Origin of the sequence: Pseudomonas sp. BF-R-19 (genome assembly GCF_019956445.1) — a bacterium.
Taxonomy (GTDB): domain Bacteria; phylum Pseudomonadota; class Gammaproteobacteria; order Pseudomonadales; family Pseudomonadaceae; genus Aquipseudomonas; species Aquipseudomonas fluorescens_BH.
In genome coordinates this window covers 54,396-71,333 of the sequence record NZ_JAHBDN010000044.1, presented here as the reverse complement: position 1 = coordinate 71,333, position 16,938 = coordinate 54,396, and the positions used below count along the sequence as shown (strand labels likewise).

Below are 16,938 nucleotides of genomic sequence, written 5' to 3'. Positions count from 1 at the left end.
TTGACCGAAAGCGATAAAATAACCATGACTACAGGCAGTGCTCTGTACATCCCGCCTTACAAGGCAGACGACCAGGATGTGGTCGTCGAACTGAATAACCGTTTTGGCCCGGAGGCGTTCACCGCCCAGGCTACCCGCACCGGCATGCCGGTGCTTTGGGTTGCCCGCGCCAAACTCGTCGAAGTCTTGGGCTTCCTGCGTAACCTGCCCAAGCCGTACGTCATGCTCTATGACCTGCACGGCGTGGACGAGCGCCTGCGCACCAAGCGTCAAGGGCTGCCGAACGGCGTCGACTTCTCCGTGTTCTATCACTTGATGTCGATCGAACGTAATAGTGACGTCATGATCAAGGTCGCCTTGTCCGAGAGCGACCTCAGCTTGCCGACCGTCACCAGCATCTGGCCGAACGCCAACTGGTACGAGCGTGAAGTCTGGGACATGTTCGGCATCGACTTCAAAGGCCACCCTCACCTGTCGCGCATCATGATGCCGCCGACCTGGGAAGGTCACCCGCTGCGCAAGGACTTCCCGGCCCGCGCCACCGAATTCGATCCGTTCAGCCTGACCCTGGCCAAGCAACAGCTCGAGGAAGAAGCCGCGCGCTTCAAGCCTGAAGACTGGGGCATGAAGCGTTCCGGCCCGAACGAGGACTACATGTTCCTCAACCTCGGCCCGAACCACCCGTCCGCGCACGGTGCGTTCCGCATCATCCTGCAGCTGGACGGCGAAGAAATCGTCGACTGCGTACCGGACGTCGGTTACCACCACCGTGGTGCCGAGAAGATGGCCGAGCGTCAGTCCTGGCATAGCTTCATCCCGTACACCGACCGTATCGACTACCTCGGCGGCGTGATGAACAACCTGCCGTACGTGCTCTCGGTCGAGAAGCTGGCCGGCATCAAGGTGCCGGAGAAGGTCGACGTCATCCGCATCATGATGGCCGAGTTCTTCCGGATCACCAGCCACCTGCTGTTCCTGGGTACCTACATCCAGGACGTCGGCGCCATGACCCCGGTGTTCTTCACCTTCACCGACCGCCAGAAGGCGTACACGGTGATCGAGGCCATTACCGGTTTCCGTCTGCACCCGGCCTGGTACCGCATCGGTGGCGTCGCCCACGACCTGCCGCGCGGTTGGGAAAAACTGGTCAAGGATTTCGTCGAGTGGATGCCAAAGCGTCTGGACGAATACCAGAAAGCCGCACTGGACAACAGCATCCTGCGCGGCCGGACCATCGGCGTCGCCGACTACAACACCAAAGAGGCCCTGGAATGGGGCGTCACCGGTTCCGGCCTGCGCGCCACTGGTTGCGATTTCGACCTGCGTAAGGCGCGCCCGTACTCCGGCTACGAGAACTTCGAGTTCGAAGTGCCGCTGGCGGCCAATGGCGATGCCTACGACCGCTGCATCGTGCGCGTCGAAGAGATGCGCCAGAGCATCAAGATCATCGACCAGTGCCTGCGCAACATGCCGGAAGGCCCGTACAAGGCGGATCACCCGCTGACCACGCCGCCACCGAAAGAGCGCACCCTGCAGCACATCGAAACCTTGATCACGCACTTCCTGCAGGTTTCGTGGGGCCCGGTCATGCCGGCCAACGAATCCTTCCAGATGATCGAAGCGACCAAGGGCATCAACAGTTATTACCTGACGAGCGATGGCGGCACCATGAGCTACCGCACCCGGATTCGTACCCCAAGCTTCCCGCACCTGCAGCAGATCCCTTCGGTGATCAAAGGCAGCATGGTCGCGGACTTGATTGCGTACCTGGGTAGTATCGATTTCGTTATGGCCGACGTGGACCGCTAAGCATGAACAGCACGCTTATCCAGACAGACCGTTTCACCTTGAGTGAAACCGAGCGCTCGGCCATCGAGCACGAGTTGCATCACTACGAAGACCCGCGCGCGGCGTCGATCGAAGCCCTGAAGATCGTCCAGAAGGAACGTGGCTGGGTGCCGGACGGCGCCTTGTACGCCATCGGCGAGATCCTCGGCATCCCGGCCAGCGACGTTGAAGGCGTGGCGACGTTCTATAGCCAGATCTTCCGTCAGCCAGTGGGTCGTCACATCATTCGCGTCTGCGACAGCATGGTCTGCTACATCGGCGGCCACGAGTCCGTGGTCAGCGAAATCCAGAGCAAGCTCGGCATCGGCCTGGGTCAGACCACTGCCGACGGTCGTTTCACCCTGCTGCCGGTCTGCTGCCTCGGCAACTGCGACAAGGCGCCGGCGTTGATGATCGACGACGACACGTTCGGTGATGTGCAGCCAGCAGGCGTTGCCAAATTGCTCGAGGGCTACGTATGACCCTGACTTCCTTCGGTCCGGCCAACCTCATCAAGCGTTCGGCCGAGACTCATCCGCTGACCTGGCGTCTGCGTGACGACGGCGAAGCCGTCTGGCTCGACGAGTACCAGGCCAAGAACGGTTACGCCGCTGCGCGCAAGGCCTTCGCCGACATGGCTCAGGACGACATCGTCCAGACCGTGAAAGATTCCGGCCTCAAGGGTCGCGGCGGTGCAGGCTTCCCCACTGGTGTTAAGTGGGGCCTGATGCCCAAGGACGAGTCCATCAACATCCGCTACCTGCTGTGCAACGCGGATGAAATGGAGCCCAACACCTGGAAAGACCGCATGCTGATGGAGCAACTGCCCCATCTGCTGATCGAAGGCATGCTGATCAGTGCCCGCGCACTGAAAACCTACCGTGGCTACATCTTCCTGCGTGGCGAGTACACCACCGCCGCCAAGCACTTGAACCGTGCCGTGGAAGAAGCCAAGGCAGCAGGCCTGCTGGGCAAGAACATCCTGGGTTCGGGTTTTGATTTCGAGCTGTTCGTCCACACCGGCGCCGGGCGTTACATCTGCGGCGAAGAAACCGCTCTGATCAACTCCCTCGAAGGCCGCCGCGCCAACCCGCGCTCCAAGCCGCCCTTCCCTGCCGCCGTTGGCGTGTGGGGCAAGCCGACTTGCGTGAACAACGTCGAGACCCTGTGCAACGTGCCGGCGATCATCGCCGACGGCGTGGACTGGTACAAATCGTTGGCCCGCGAAGGCAGCGAAGACATGGGCACCAAGCTCATGGGCTTCTCCGGCAAGGTCAAGAACCCTGGTCTGTGGGAACTGCCGTTCGGCGTCACCGGTCGCGAGCTGTTCGAAGACTACGCCGGCGGCATGCGCGACGGTTACAAGCTCAAGTGCTGGCAGCCTGGCGGCGCCGGTACCGGCTTCCTGTTGCCGGAACACCTGGATGCACAAATGTACGCCGGCGGCATCGCCAAAGTGGGCACCCGCATGGGTACCGGCCTGGCCATGGCGGTGGACGACAGCGTCAACATGGTATCCCTGCTGCGCAACATGGAGCAGTTCTTCGCTCGCGAGTCCTGTGGCTTCTGCACCCCGTGCCGCGATGGCTTGCCATGGAGCGTCAAGCTCCTGATGGCCATCGAGAACGGCGAGGGCCAGCCAGGCGACATCGAGACCCTGCTGGGTCTGGTCGGCTTCCTCGGCCCTGGCAAGACCTTCTGTGCTCACGCACCGGGCGCCGTGGAGCCGTTGGGCAGCGCAATCAAATACTTCCGTCCAGAGTTCGAAGCCGGTATCGCGCCTGTCAGCGCCGCCGTCCCGCCTCTGGCAAGGCCGATCCTGGTCGGCGCGTAAACGCTTAAAAAAGGCGAAGGGTCCGTGCCCTTCGCTTTTCGTGTGATGACGCCTTTAACGGCTGTGTTGATTCACGCGGATAACAAGATTCCATTAGCCACGCCCGCTGACACCGGGCCAACGAAGAACTTTGAACCATGGCCACTATCCACGTAGACGGCAAAGAGCTCGAAGTCGACGGGGCAGACAACCTGTTACAGGCATGTCTGTCGCTAGGCCTCGATATCCCTTATTTCTGCTGGCACCCTGCCCTAGGCAGCGTTGGCGCTTGCCGCCAGTGCGCGGTCAAGCAGTACACCGACGAGAACGACACCCGTGGTCGTATCGTCATGTCCTGCATGACCCCTGCCACCGACGGCACCTGGATCTCCATCGAAGATGAAGAGTCCAAGGCCTTCCGCGCCAGTGTTGTCGAATGGTTGATGACCAACCATCCTCACGACTGCCCGGTCTGTGAAGAAGGCGGTCACTGCCACCTGCAAGACATGACGGTAATGACCGGCCACAACGAGCGCCGTTACCGCTTCACCAAGCGTACCCACCAGAACCAGCAACTGGGCCCGTTCATTTCCCACGAGATGAACCGCTGCATCGCCTGCTATCGCTGCGTGCGCTTCTATAAAGACTACGCTGGCGGCACCGATCTCGGTGTGTACGGTGCCCACGACAACGTGTACTTCGGTCGCGTTGAAGACGGCACCCTGGAAAGCGAGTTCTCCGGCAACCTCACCGAGGTCTGCCCGACCGGTGTGTTCACCGACAAGACTCACTCCGAGCGCTACAACCGCAAGTGGGACATGCAGTTCTCGCCGAGCATCTGCCATGGCTGCTCCAGCGGTTGCAACATCTCCCCGGGCGAGCGTTACGGTGAACTGCGTCGTATCGAAAACCGTTTCAACGGTTCGGTGAACCAGTACTTCCTGTGCGACCGTGGCCGTTTCGGCTATGGCTACGTCAACCGCGAAGATCGCCCGCGTCAGCCTTTGCTGGCCAACGGCGCCAAGCTGAGCCTCGACGAAGCGCTGGATAAAGCCGCTGACCTGCTGCGCGGTCGCAACATCGTCGGTATCGGTTCGCCCCGCGCCAGCCTCGAAAGCAACTACGCGTTGCGCGAACTGGTCGGCGCCGAGCACTTCTACTCGGGTATCGAAGCTGCCGAGCTGGAGCGCATCCGCCTGGTCCTGCAAGTGCTCAAAGACAGCCCGCTGCCAGTGCCGAACATGCGCGACATCGAAGACCACGACGCCGTGTTCGTCCTCGGTGAAGACCTGACCCAGACTGCTGCGCGCATGGCCCTGTCCCTGCGTCAATCGGTCAAGGGCAAGGCCGAAGACATGGCCGACGCCATGCGCGTCCAGCCTTGGCTCGACGCCGCCGTGAAGAACATCGGCCAGCACGCGCTGAACCCGCTGTTCATCGCCAGCCTGGCTGAAACCAAGCTCGACGACATCGCCGAAGAATGTGTTCACGCCGCTCCAGACGACCTGGCACGCATCGGTTTCGCCGTGGCTCACGCCCTCGACGCCAGCGCTCCAGCCGTTGAAGGCCTGGACGCTGAAGCCCTCGCACTGGCCAAGCGCATCGCCGACGCCCTGCTCGCAGCCAAGCGTCCGCTGATCATCGCCGGTACTTCCCTGGGCTCCAAAGCCTTGATCGAAGCCGCCGCGAACATCGCCAAAGCGTTGAAGCTGCGCGAGAAGAACGGTTCCATCAGCCTGATCGTGCCAGAGGCCAACAGCCTCGGCCTGGCCATGCTCGGTGGCGAATCGGTCGACGCTGCGCTGCAAGCCGTGATCGAGGGTAAGGCCGACGCCATCGTCGTGCTGGAAAACGATCTGTACACCCGTACCGACAAGGCCAAGGTCGATGCCGCCCTGACCGCCGCCAAAGTGCTGATCGTCGCCGACCATCAGAAGACTGCCACCAGCGATCGCGCGCACCTGGTTCTGCCAGCCGCCAGCTTCGCTGAAGGCGACGGTACCCTGGTCAGCCAGGAAGGCCGCGCCCAGCGCTTCTTCCAGGTCTTCGATCCGAAGTACATGGACGCGAGCATCCTGGTTCACGAAGGCTGGCGCTGGCTGCATGCCCTGCGCGCGACCCTGTTGAACCAGCCGATCGACTGGACCCAACTGGACCACGCCACCGCCGCCGTCGCTTCCAGCACTTCGATCCTGAACCGTATCGTCGATGCCGCACCGTCCGCCGCGTTCCGCATCAAGGGCATGAAGCTGGCCCGTGAACCGCTGCGTTACTCCGGTCGTACCGCCATGCGCGCCGACATCAGCGTGCATGAACCGCGTACCCCGCAGGACAAGGACACCGCGTTCGCCTTCTCGATGGAAGGTTACTCGGGCTCGGCCGAACCGCGTCAGCAAGTGCCATTCGCCTGGTCTCCGGGCTGGAACTCGCCGCAAGCCTGGAACAAGTTCCAGGACGAAGTCGGTGGTCATATCCGCGCTGGCGACCCGGGCACCCGCCTGATCGAAAGCACTGGTGACTCGCTGAACTGGTTCGCCAGTGTTCCGCGCGCGTTCAACCCGGCCCAGGGCACCTGGCAGGTTGTGCCGTTCTTCCACCTGTTCGGCAGCGAAGAGAACTCTTCGAAAGCCGCTCCGGTTCAGGAACGCATTCCGGCTGCTTATGTTGCTCTGGCCAAGTCCGAAGCCGACCGCCTGGGCGTCAACGACGGTGCCATGCTGAGCCTGAACGTCGCTGGTCAGACCCTGCGTCTGCCGTTGCGCATCAATGAAGAACTGGGTGCTGGCCTGGTGGCACTGCCTGCGGGCATCGCCGGCATTCCGCCAGCGATCTTTGGCAAATCCGTTGACGGTCTGCAGGAGGCAGCTCAATGACCTTGTTCACTCCTGAAGTGATCGATGTGATCATCACGGTCCTCAAGGCCGTGGTGATTCTGCTCGCCGTGGTGGTTTGCGGCGCCCTGCTGAGCTGGGTCGAGCGTCGTCTGCTCGCCCTCTGGCAGGACCGTTACGGTCCGAACCGCGTCGGTCCGTTCGGCGCGTTCCAGATCGCCGCCGACATGATCAAGATGTTCTTCAAGGAAGACTGGACTCCGCCGTTCGCCGACAAAGTGATCTTCACTTTGGCGCCGGTCGTGGCCATGAGCGCCTTGCTGATTGCCTTCGCAATCATCCCGATCACCCCGACCTGGGGTGTCGCGGACATCAACATCGGCATCCTGTTCTTCTTCGCCATGGCTGGCCTGTCGGTCTACGCGGTGCTGTTCGCCGGCTGGTCGAGCAACAACAAGTTCGCCCTGCTGGGCAGCTTGCGGGCCTCGGCGCAAACCGTGTCGTACGAAGTGTTCATGGGCCTGTCGCTGATGGGCATCGTGATCCAGGTCGGCTCGTTCAACATGCGCGACATCGTTGAATATCAAGCGCAGAACCTGTGGTTCGTCATTCCGCAGATCTTCGGTTTCCTGACCTTCTTCATCGCTGGCGTCGCCGTGACTCACCGTCACCCGTTCGACCAGCCGGAAGCGGAACAGGAACTGGCCGACGGTTACCACATTGAATACGCCGGCATGAAATGGGGCATGTTCTTCGTCGGCGAGTACATCGGCATCGTGTTGATTTCGGCGCTGCTGGTGACCTTGTTCTTCGGTGGCTGGCACGGTCCGTTCGGCATCCTGCCGCAGATCCCGTTCATCTGGTTCGCGTTGAAAACCGCGTTCTTCATCATGTTCTTCATACTGTTGCGCGCCTCGATTCCGCGCCCACGGTATGACCAAGTGATGGATTTCAGCTGGAAGTTCTGCCTGCCGCTGACCCTCGTCAACATGCTGGTGACCGCTGCGATCGTGTTGCTCAACACGCCCGCCGTCGCGGCTCAGTGAGGATAGAGAATCATGAAGTACATTTTTGACATCGTGCATGGCTTCTACACCCAGCTTCGCAGCCTGGTGATGATTTTCAGCCACGCCTTCCGCAAGCGCGACACGCTGCAGTACCCGGAAGAACCGGTCTACCTGCCGCCGCGCTACCGTGGGCGTATCGTCCTGACCCGCGACCCCGACGGCGAAGAGCGTTGTGTAGCGTGCAACCTGTGCGCCGTGGCGTGCCCGGTCGGTTGCATCTCGCTGCAGAAAGCTGAAACCGAAGACGGTCGCTGGTACCCGGACTTCTTCCGCATCAACTTCTCGCGCTGCATTTTCTGCGGCCTCTGCGAGGAAGCCTGCCCGACCACCGCGATCCAGCTGACGCCGGATTTCGAAATGGCCGAGTTCAAACGTCAGGACCTGGTTTACGAGAAAGAAGATCTGCTGATCTCCGGCCCCGGCAAAAACCCTGATTACAACTTCTATCGTGTTGCAGGTATGGCGATTGCCGGTAAGCCCAAAGGCTCCGCGCAGAATGAAGCCGAACCGATCAACGTGAAGAGCTTGCTGCCTTAAGGAAGAAAGATGGAATTCGCTTTCTATTTCGCATCGGGTATCGCTGTGGTGTCCACGCTTCGCGTGATCACCAACACCAACCCTGTGCACGCCCTGCTCTACCTGATCATTTCGCTGATCGCCGTGGCCATGACGTTCTTCGCCCTCGGCGCACCGTTTGCCGGTGTCCTGGAAGTGATCGCCTACGCTGGCGCCATCATGGTGCTGTTCGTGTTCGTGGTGATGATGCTGAACCTGGGGCCGGCCTCGGCTCAGCAAGAGCGCGCCTGGCTCAAGCCCGGAATCTGGGGCGGCCCGGTCCTCCTCGCCGCGCTGCTGCTGGTGGAACTGCTGTACGTGCTGTTCTCCCACCAGACCGGTGAAGCCATCGGCCACACCACCGTAGACGCCAAGGCCGTGGGCATCAGCCTGTTCGGTCCTTACCTGCTGGTGGTCGAACTCGCCTCGATGCTGCTGCTCGCCGCAGCCGTCACGGCGTTCCACTTGGGCCGCAACGAAGCCAAGGAGCAATGACGATGCCTGCTATCCCCATGGAGCATGGTCTGGCGGTCGCCGGCATCCTGTTCTGCCTCGGTCTGGTCGGCCTGATGGTCCGCCGCAACATTCTCTTCGTGCTGATGAGCCTGGAGGTCATGATGAATGCCTCCGCCTTGGCGTTCATCGTTGCCGGTAGCCGCTGGGCGCAGCCGGATGGACAGATCATGTTCATCCTGGTGATCAGCCTGGCAGCCGCCGAGGCCAGTATTGGCCTGGCGATCCTGCTGCAACTGTATCGCCGCTTCCACACGCTCGATATCGACGCTGCCAGTGAGATGCGCGGATGAACCTTCTCTATCTGACTTTCCTGTTCCCTCTGATCGGTTTTGTGCTGCTGGCGTTCTCCCGGGGACGCCTCTCGGAAAACCTCTCGGCGCTGATCGGCGTCGGCTCCATTGGCCTGTCGGCGATCGTTGCGGCCTATGTGATCTGGCAATTCAACGTCGCCCCGCCGGAAGGCGGTCACTACACCCTGGTGTTGTGGCAGTGGATGGCGGTGGAAGGCTTCACGCCGAACTTCGCCCTGTACCTGGACGGCCTGTCGCTGACCATGCTCGGTGTGGTGGTTGGCGTCGGCTTCCTGATCCACCTGTTCGCCTCCTGGTACATGCGCGGTGAAGCCGGTTACTCGCGCTTCTTCGCCTACACCAACCTGTTTATCGCCAGCATGCTGTTCCTGGTATTGGGCGATAACCTGTTGTTCCTGTACTTCGGCTGGGAAGGCGTGGGCCTGTGCTCGTACCTGTTGATCGGTTTCTACTACAGCAACCGCAACAACGGTAACGCCGCACTCAAGGCCTTCATCGTGACCCGTATCGGTGACGTGTTCATGGCCATCGGCCTGTTCATTCTGTTTGCCCAACTGGGCACCCTGAACGTTCAGGAACTGCTGGTGCTGGCTCCGCAGAAATTCCAGTCCGGCGACTTCTGGATGGTCATGGCCACCCTGATGCTGCTGGGCGGCGCTGTCGGTAAATCCGCGCAACTGCCGCTGCAAACCTGGCTGGCGGACGCAATGGCCGGCCCGACTCCGGTTTCGGCACTGATCCACGCCGCAACCATGGTAACCGCTGGTGTCTACCTGATTGCCCGTACCCACGGCCTGTTCACCCTGGCGCCGGAAATCCTGCATCTAGTAGGAGTCGTCGGTGGCGTGACCCTGGTTCTCGCAGGCTTTGCAGCCCTGGTCCAGACCGACATCAAGCGTATCCTCGCCTACTCGACCATGAGCCAGATCGGCTACATGTTCCTGGCCCTGGGCGTTGGTGCCTGGGACGGCGCGATCTTCCACCTGATGACCCACGCCTTCTTCAAGGCCCTGCTGTTCCTTGCGTCCGGTTCGGTGATCGTTGCCTGCCACCACGAACAGAACATCTTCAAGATGGGCGGTCTGTGGAAGAAACTGCCACTGGCCTATGCCAGCTTCATCGTCGGCGGTGCGGCCCTGGCGGCCCTGCCTCTGGTGACTGCGGGCTTCTACTCCAAGGACGAAATCCTCTGGGAAGCGTTCGCCAGCGGCAACAACGGTCTGCTCTATGCAGGTCTGGTCGGCGCGTTCATGACTTCGCTCTACACCTTCCGCCTGATCTTCATCGCGTTCCACGGTGAAGCGAAGACCGAAGCCCACGCCGGTCACGGCATTGCCCACTGGCTGCCACTGTCGGTGCTGATCGTATTGTCCACCGCCATCGGCGCGATGATCGTTCCACCGCTGCACGGCGTACTGCCGGAAAGCGTCGGCCATGCTGGCGGCGAAGCCAAGCACAGCCTGGAAATCGCTTCGGGCGCCATCGCCCTGGCCGGTATCCTGCTGGCCGCGCTGCTGTTCCTCGGCAAGCGTCGCTTCGTCACTGCCGTCGCCAACAGCGGCATCGGCCGTCTCCTTTCGGCCTGGTGGTTCGCTGCCTGGGGCTTCGACTGGATCTACGACAAACTGTTCGTCAAGCCTTACCTTGCGATCATCCATGTACTGCGCAAAGACCCGCTCGACCAGACCATCGGTCTGATCCCGCGCATGGCCAAAGGCGGTCACACCGCCCTGAGCCGTACCGAGACCGGTCAACTGCGTTGGTATGCCGCCTCGATGGCTGCTGGTGCCGTGCTGGTCATTGGCGCCGTCGTGCTGGTAGCGGTCTGATATGAACCTTGCGAATTTGCGAAAGGAAACGAGCCCGTCATGATTCTGCCCTGGCTAATCCTGATCCCCTTCATCGGCGGCCTGCTGTGCTGGATGGGTGAGCGCTTCGGCGCCACCCTCCCGCGCTGGATTGCGCTGATCACCATGTCCCTGCTGCTCTCCCTCGGCCTCTGGCTGTGGGCCAACGGTGACTATTCATTTGCCCCGGCGCCAGGCGCCGATCCGACCTGGGTGATTGAGTTCAAACACGTCTGGATCCAGCGTTTCGGCATCAATGTGCACCTGGCCCTCGACGGCCTGTCGCTGTTGATGATCCTGCTGACCGGCCTGCTGGGTGTCCTCTCGGTACTCTGCTCGTGGAAAGAGATCCAGCGTCACGTGGGCTTCTTCCACCTGAACCTGATGTGGATCCTGGGCGGTGTCGTCGGCGTGTTCCTCGCCCTCGACCTGTTCATGTTCTTCTTCTTCTGGGAAATGATGCTGGTGCCGATGTACTTCCTCATCGCGCTCTGGGGTCACAGTTCTTCGGACGGCAAGAAAACCCGGATCTACGCGGCGACCAAGTTCTTCATCTTCACTCAGGCTTCCGGCCTGATCATGCTGGTGGCGATCCTGGGCCTGGTACTGGTCAACTTCAACGACACCGGCGTGATTACCTTCAACTACGCCGATCTGTTGAAAACCAAGATGTCGCTGACCACCGAGTACATCCTGATGCTCGGTTTCTTCATCGCCTTCGCGGTCAAGTTGCCGGTCGTACCGTTCCACTCCTGGCTGCCTGACGCTCACGCCCAGGCGCCGACCGCAGGTTCCGTCGACCTCGCCGGTATCTTGCTGAAGACTGCTGCGTACGGTCTGCTGCGTTTCGCCCTGCCGCTGTTCCCGAATGCGTCGGCCGAGTTTGCGCCGATCGCCATGACTCTGGGTCTGATCGGGATCTTCTACGGTGCGTTCCTGGCCTTCGCGCAAACTGACATCAAGCGTCTGATTGCCTTCTCGTCCGTTTCCCACATGGGCTTCGTTCTGATCGGCATCTACTCCGGCAGCCAACTGGCGCTGCAGGGCGCGGTGATGCAGATGCTGGCGCACGGCCTGTCGGCCGCGGCACTCTTTATCTTGAGCGGCCAGTTGTACGAACGCACCCACACCCGCGACATGCGTGAAATGGGTGGCCTGTGGTCGAAGATCGCCTACCTGCCAGCCCTCAGCCTGTTCTTCGCCGCCGCGTCGCTGGGCTTGCCGGCGACCGGTAACTTCGTCGGAGAGTTCCTGATCCTGATCGGCACCTTTGCCAGTGCCCCATGGGTCACCGTGATCGCGACGTCCGGCCTGGTGTTCGGTTCGGTCTACTCACTGATCATGATCCACCGTGCCTTCTTCGGCCCGTCCAAATCGGACGCGGTGCTGCATGGCATGGACGGTCGCGAACTGATCATGGTAGCCGGTCTTGCGGCGTTGGTGATCTACATCGGTGTTTACCCGCAACCGTTCCTCGACACCTCTGCCGCTACGATGCATGGCGTGCAGCAGTGGATCGGCACCGCCTTCACTCAACTCGCTTCGGCCCGGTAAGAGCGCTATGGAATTCACGACTCAACACTTTATCGCGCTAGCGCCGTTGTTGATCACCAGCGCCACGATCATCGTGGTGATGCTGGCGATCGCCTGGCGCCGCAACCACTCCCAGACCTTCCTGCTGTCGGTGGCGGGTCTGAACCTGGCATTGCTGTCGATCCTGCCTGCCTTGAAAGTCGCGCCCCTGGCCGTGACGCCGTTGTTGCAGATCGACAGCTTCGCCTGTCTGTACATGGCGCTGATCCTGGTCGCCACCCTCGCCTGTGTGACCCTCGCCCACGCCTACCTCGGCGATGGCGGCACGGGTTACCCGGGCAACCGTGAAGAACTTTACCTGCTGATCCTGATGGCCGCTGCCGGTGGCCTGGTGTTGGTCAGCGCGCAGCACCTGGCCGGGTTGTTCGTCGGTCTGGAACTGCTCTCGGTACCGGTCTACGGTCTGGTGGCTTATGCCTTCTTCAACAAGCGCTCGCTGGAAGCCGGTATCAAGTACATGGTGCTGTCCGCGGCCGGTTCCGCGTTCCTGTTGTTCGGTATGGCCCTGCTCTACGCTGACTCCGGCTCCCTGAGCTTCGTCGGCATCGGTCAGGCCCTCGCGGCCACCGGCATGCCAAGCTCGCTGGCTCAACTGGGCCTGGGCATGATGCTGATCGGCCTGGCGTTCAAGCTGTCGCTGGTGCCGTTCCACCTCTGGACTCCAGACGTTTACGAAGGTGCTCCGGCGCCGGTGGCAGCGTTCCTCGCTACCGCCTCCAAAGTTGCGGTGTTCGCGGTGATGGTGCGTCTGTTCCAGATCTCGCCAGTGGCGAGCAGCGGCGTGCTGAACAACGTGCTGACCATCATCGCCATCGCGTCGATCCTGTTCGGTAACCTGCTGGCCCTGACCCAGAGCAACCTCAAGCGTCTGCTGGGTTACTCGTCCATCGCTCACTTCGGCTACCTGCTGATCGCCCTGGTAGCGAGCAAGGGTCTGGCCGTGGAAGCCATCGGCGTGTACCTGGTCACCTACGTGATCACCAGCCTCGGTGCCTTCGGCGTGATCACCCTGATGTCCTCGCCATACAAAGGCCGTGACGCAGATGCCCTGTACGAATACCGCGGCCTGTTCTGGCGCCGTCCGTACCTGACCGCCGTACTGACCGTGATGATGCTGTCCCTGGCCGGTATCCCGCTGACCGCGGGCTTCATCGGCAAGTTCTACATCATTGCCACCGGTGTCGAGTCCCATCAGTGGTGGCTGGTCGGCTCGCTGGTACTGGGCAGCGCCATCGGCGTCTTCTACTACCTTCGCGTGATGGTCACCCTGTTCCTGATCGAACCGAACCTGCGTCGCGTCGACGCACAGCTGCATTGGGAACAACGTGCAGGCGGCGTGATGCTGCTGGCCATCGCGGTACTGGCGTTCTTCCTCGGCCTGTACCCACAACCGTTGCTGAACCTGGTTCAACAGTCGGGGTTGGCGGGTTGATCGCTTAGGCGACTCTCGGTAACAAACAGAAACGGCACCTTCGGGTGCCGTTTTTGCGTTTGGGCATTTGTGTGCTGCCACAAGTCATCGGCTGTCAGGAATGGCCTCTTCGCGAGCAAGCCCGCTCCCACAGGTTATGCATCGTGCACAAAATTTGTGGTCACACTCGGTTACTGTGGGAGCGAGCTTGCTCGCGATAGCGGCGGAACAGACACCAACAAAAAACGGCACCTTCCGGTGCCGTTCGCCTTTTACAGTCCAATCACTTTACTTACGCGCCGCCTCCCACGATTTCAGCAGTTCGCTGTAGCTCACGGTCTCGCCTTTCGGCTTCTCGTTCGCCAGTTTCGGCTTCGGTGCGCCCGTCTGGTCGAACCAGTATTGCGCGTCGCGCTCGGGGTTCATTTTCGGGGCGCAGGTGGCTTGTGCCTTGGAGCGTTCCAGACGGGTCATGATTGCGTCCTGATCCTTGGCCAGGCCGTCGAGTGCCTGTTGCGGGGTTTTCTCGCCGCTGGCGGCTTCGGCGATGTGGCTCCACCACAACTGCGCGAGGCGAGGATAATCCGGCACGTTGGTCCCGGTCGGGGTCCATTGCACGCGGGCCGGGCTACGGTAGAACTCCACCAGGCCACCGAGTTTCGGCGCCAGGTCGGTCATGGCTTGCGAGTTGATGTCCGATTCGCGGATCGGCGTCAGGCCGACGATAGTTTTCTTCAGCGACACGGTTTTCGAGGTCACGAACTGCGCGTAGAGCCAGGCCGCGAGTTTCTGTTTCTCAGGTGTGGACTTCATGAACGTCCAGGAACCAGCGTCCTGATAACCGAGCTTCATGCCCTCCTCCCAATACGGACCTTTCGGCGAAGGCGCCATGCGCCATTTCGGCGTGCCGTCGGCATTCATCACCGGCAGGCCCGGTTTGGTCATGTCGGCAGTGAACGCGGTGTACCAGAAGATCTGCTGGGCGATGTTGCCCTGGGATGGCACGGGACCTGATTCGGAGAAAGTCATACCCGCCGCTTCCGGTGGCGCGTATTTTTTCATCCAGTCAACGTATTTGGTGGTCGCATACACTGCTGCCGGGCCGTTGGTGTCGCCACCGCGGGTCACGCTGGAGCCGACTGGATGACAATCCTCGACGCGGATACCCCACTCGTCCACCGGCAAGCCGTTGGGTATGCCTTTATCGCCAGCGCCGGCCATGGAGAACCAGGCGTCGGTGAAACGCCAACCCAGCGACGGGTCTTTCTTGCCGTAGTCCATGTGCCCGTAGACGCGTTTGCCGTCGATTTCCTTGACGTCTTCGCTGAAGAATTTGGCGATGTCTTCATAGGCCGACCAGTTCACCGGTACGCCCAACTCATAGCCGTACTTTTCCTTGAACTTGGCTTTGAGGTCCGCACGCTCGAACCAGTCGGCACGGAACCAGTACAGGTTGGCGAACTGCTGGTCGGGCAACTGATAGATCTTGCCGTCCGGCGCGGTGGTGAAGGAGATGCCGATGAAGTCCTTGATGTCGAGGGTTGGCGAAGTGAAGTTCTTGCCTTCGTTGGCCATCAGGTCAGTGATCGATTCGGTCTTGCCGTAGCGGAAGTGCGTACCGATCAGGTCCGAGTCGTTGACCCAGCCGTCATAGATGTTTTTGTCCGATTGCATCTGGGTCTGCAGCTTTTCCACCACGTCACCTTCCTGCAGCAGGTCGTGGGTCAGCTTGATCCCGGTGATCTCGGTGAAGGCCTTGGCCAGCACCTTGGACTCATACTCGTGGGTGGCGATGGTTTCCGAGACCACTTTGATGCTCATCCCGCGAAACGGCTCGGCCGCCTTGATGAACCACTTCAGCTCTTCGAGTTGTTGATCGGCCGTCAGGGTGGACGGCTTGAATTCACTGCCGATCCATTTCTTCGCGGCGTCTTCATAGGCATCGGCCCAGGCAGACGCGCTCAAACCGCTGAGTGCCAGCATGGCTGCCAATGAAATGCTATGTCGCAGCTTATTGTTTTTGTCGAACATAGAGACCTCCTTATTGAGTTTCGGAGCAACATTGCCGAGCGATTCGACTAGCCCCAACGCATCACAGCCAACAGCCACACCAGGGACATCGCGAAGGCGACCCAGATGCTCCAGTCGGTGACGCCGATTACCAGCAAGTGCAGGTAGGCGCTGCCGAGAAGACCGATGAACAAGCGATCGCCACGGGTGGTGGCAATCGGCAGAAAACCACGCCGAAGGATGCTCGGCGAACGCAATTCCCAAGTGGTCATGACCACCAGGATCAGGGCAATCACGCTGAAGAATGCCGCCGTCGGGACGGTCCAACTCATCCATTCCATCATCAGTTCCTCATACCCGGCCCAGGGCAAAGCCCTTGGCCACGTGGTTGCGAACAAACCAGATCACCAGCATGCCCGGCAGGATGGTCAACACCCCCGCCGCCGCCAGCACGCCCCAGTCAATGCCGGATGCCGAGACAGTGCGGGTCATCACCGCTGCGATCGGTTTGGCGTTGACCGAGGTGAGGGTTCGCGCCAGCAACAGTTCGACCCAGGAAAACATGAAGCAGAAGAACGCCGTCACGCCGATGCCGGAGCCGATCAGCGGGATGAAAATCTTCACGAAGAACTTGGGAAAGCTGTAGCCATCGATGTAGGCGGTTTCGTCGATTTCCTTGGGCACGCCGGACATGAAGCCTTCGAGAATCCACACCGCCAGCGGCACGTTGAACAGGCAATGGGCCAGGGCCACGGCGATATGGGTGTCGAACAAGCCGATCGAGGAATACAGCTGGAAGAACGGCAACAGGAACACCGCCGGCGGCGCCATGCGGTTGGTCAGCAGCCAGAAGAACAGGTGCTTGTCGCCGAGGAAGCGGTAGCGCGAAAACGCATAGGCCGCCGGCAGCGCCACGCTCAGGGAAATCACCGTGTTCAGGCTGACGTAGTACAGCGAGTTGAGGTAACCGGTGTACCAGCTCGGGTCGGTGAAGATCACCTTGTAGTTGTGGAAGGTGAAATCCTGGGGAAACAACGTCAGACCGCCGAGGATTTCGCTGTTGCTCTTGAACGACATGTTCAGCAGCCAGTAGATCGGCACCAGCAGGAACAGGATGTAGAGCAGCAGTGGAACAAGCTTTCTCTTGCTCATGGCGG

General features: G+C 61.0%; 14 protein-coding genes. 11 read left to right on the top strand and 3 right to left on the bottom strand.

The genetic code is table 11. The annotated features are described in order from the left end of the window. The first annotated feature begins 24 nt into the window (after positions 1-24). From nuoC to nuoN, 11 genes are all read left to right on the top strand, one after another. Complete coding sequence (gene nuoC / locus KGB28_RS10600; protein WP_223444752.1) at positions 25-1,809, top strand: NADH-quinone oxidoreductase subunit C/D; 1,785 nt, start codon at positions 25-27, stop codon at positions 1,807-1,809. Between the two features lie 2 nt (positions 1,810-1,811). After that, positions 1,812-2,309, top strand: coding sequence for an NADH-quinone oxidoreductase subunit NuoE (gene nuoE / locus KGB28_RS10595; protein ID WP_008020715.1), 498 nt, complete (start codon positions 1,812-1,814; stop codon positions 2,307-2,309). Then, positions 2,306-3,661 (top strand): NADH-quinone oxidoreductase subunit NuoF, encoded by a 1,356-nt coding sequence (nuoF, locus tag KGB28_RS10590; protein ID WP_150725934.1) that lies wholly within the window; start codon positions 2,306-2,308, stop codon positions 3,659-3,661. Before nuoE ends, nuoF begins: the two co-directional genes overlap by 4 nt. A gap of 137 nt (positions 3,662-3,798) precedes the next feature. Next, complete coding sequence (gene nuoG, locus KGB28_RS10585) at positions 3,799-6,513, top strand: NADH-quinone oxidoreductase subunit NuoG (RefSeq protein WP_223444750.1); 2,715 nt, start codon at positions 3,799-3,801, stop codon at positions 6,511-6,513. Continuing rightward, a complete protein-coding gene (gene nuoH, locus KGB28_RS10580; protein WP_223444748.1) occupies positions 6,510-7,517 on the top strand; it encodes an NADH-quinone oxidoreductase subunit NuoH in 1,008 nt (335 codons plus the stop codon). The genes nuoG and nuoH overlap by 4 nt, the downstream gene beginning before the upstream one ends. Before the next feature lie 12 nt (positions 7,518-7,529). Beyond that, positions 7,530-8,075: an NADH-quinone oxidoreductase subunit NuoI gene (nuoI, locus tag KGB28_RS10575; RefSeq protein WP_223444746.1), complete on the top strand. Its 546-nt coding sequence runs from the start codon at positions 7,530-7,532 to the stop codon at positions 8,073-8,075. A gap of 9 nt (positions 8,076-8,084) precedes the next feature. Next, entirely contained in the window at positions 8,085-8,588 is a 504-nt protein-coding gene (gene nuoJ, locus KGB28_RS10570; RefSeq protein ID WP_046037836.1) for an NADH-quinone oxidoreductase subunit J, read from the top strand. A 2-nt stretch (positions 8,589-8,590) separates the two neighbouring features. Then, a complete protein-coding gene (nuoK, locus tag KGB28_RS10565; protein ID WP_007946416.1) occupies positions 8,591-8,899 on the top strand; it encodes an NADH-quinone oxidoreductase subunit NuoK in 309 nt (102 codons plus the stop codon). Beyond that, a complete protein-coding gene (nuoL, locus tag KGB28_RS10560) occupies positions 8,896-10,749 on the top strand; it encodes an NADH-quinone oxidoreductase subunit L (protein ID WP_223444744.1) in 1,854 nt (617 codons plus the stop codon). The genes nuoK and nuoL overlap by 4 nt, the downstream gene beginning before the upstream one ends. Before the next feature lie 39 nt (positions 10,750-10,788). Further along, a complete protein-coding gene (gene nuoM / locus KGB28_RS10555) occupies positions 10,789-12,321 on the top strand; it encodes an NADH-quinone oxidoreductase subunit M (protein ID WP_150725929.1) in 1,533 nt (510 codons plus the stop codon). Between the two features lie 7 nt (positions 12,322-12,328). Continuing rightward, positions 12,329-13,792: an NADH-quinone oxidoreductase subunit NuoN gene (gene nuoN / locus KGB28_RS10550; protein WP_223444742.1), complete on the top strand. Its 1,464-nt coding sequence runs from the start codon at positions 12,329-12,331 to the stop codon at positions 13,790-13,792. 267 nt (positions 13,793-14,059) lie between these two features. On the opposite strand, the gene KGB28_RS10545 is transcribed toward nuoN, so the two are convergent. The 3 genes from KGB28_RS10545 to KGB28_RS10535 are packed head-to-tail and all read right to left on the bottom strand — an operon-like array spanning position 14,060 to position 16,933. Then, entirely contained in the window at positions 14,060-15,802 is a 1,743-nt protein-coding gene (locus tag KGB28_RS10545) for an ABC transporter substrate-binding protein (RefSeq protein ID WP_223444736.1), read from the bottom strand. A 47-nt stretch (positions 15,803-15,849) separates the two neighbouring features. Continuing rightward, positions 15,850-16,122, bottom strand: a complete 273-nt coding sequence (locus tag KGB28_RS10540; protein WP_095943787.1) for a DUF2160 domain-containing protein — start codon at positions 16,120-16,122, stop codon at positions 15,850-15,852. A gap of 10 nt (positions 16,123-16,132) precedes the next feature. Beyond that, positions 16,133-16,933, bottom strand: a complete 801-nt coding sequence (locus KGB28_RS10535; RefSeq protein WP_046037828.1) for a carbohydrate ABC transporter permease — start codon at positions 16,931-16,933, stop codon at positions 16,133-16,135. Between the last annotated feature and the right edge of the window lie 5 nt (positions 16,934-16,938).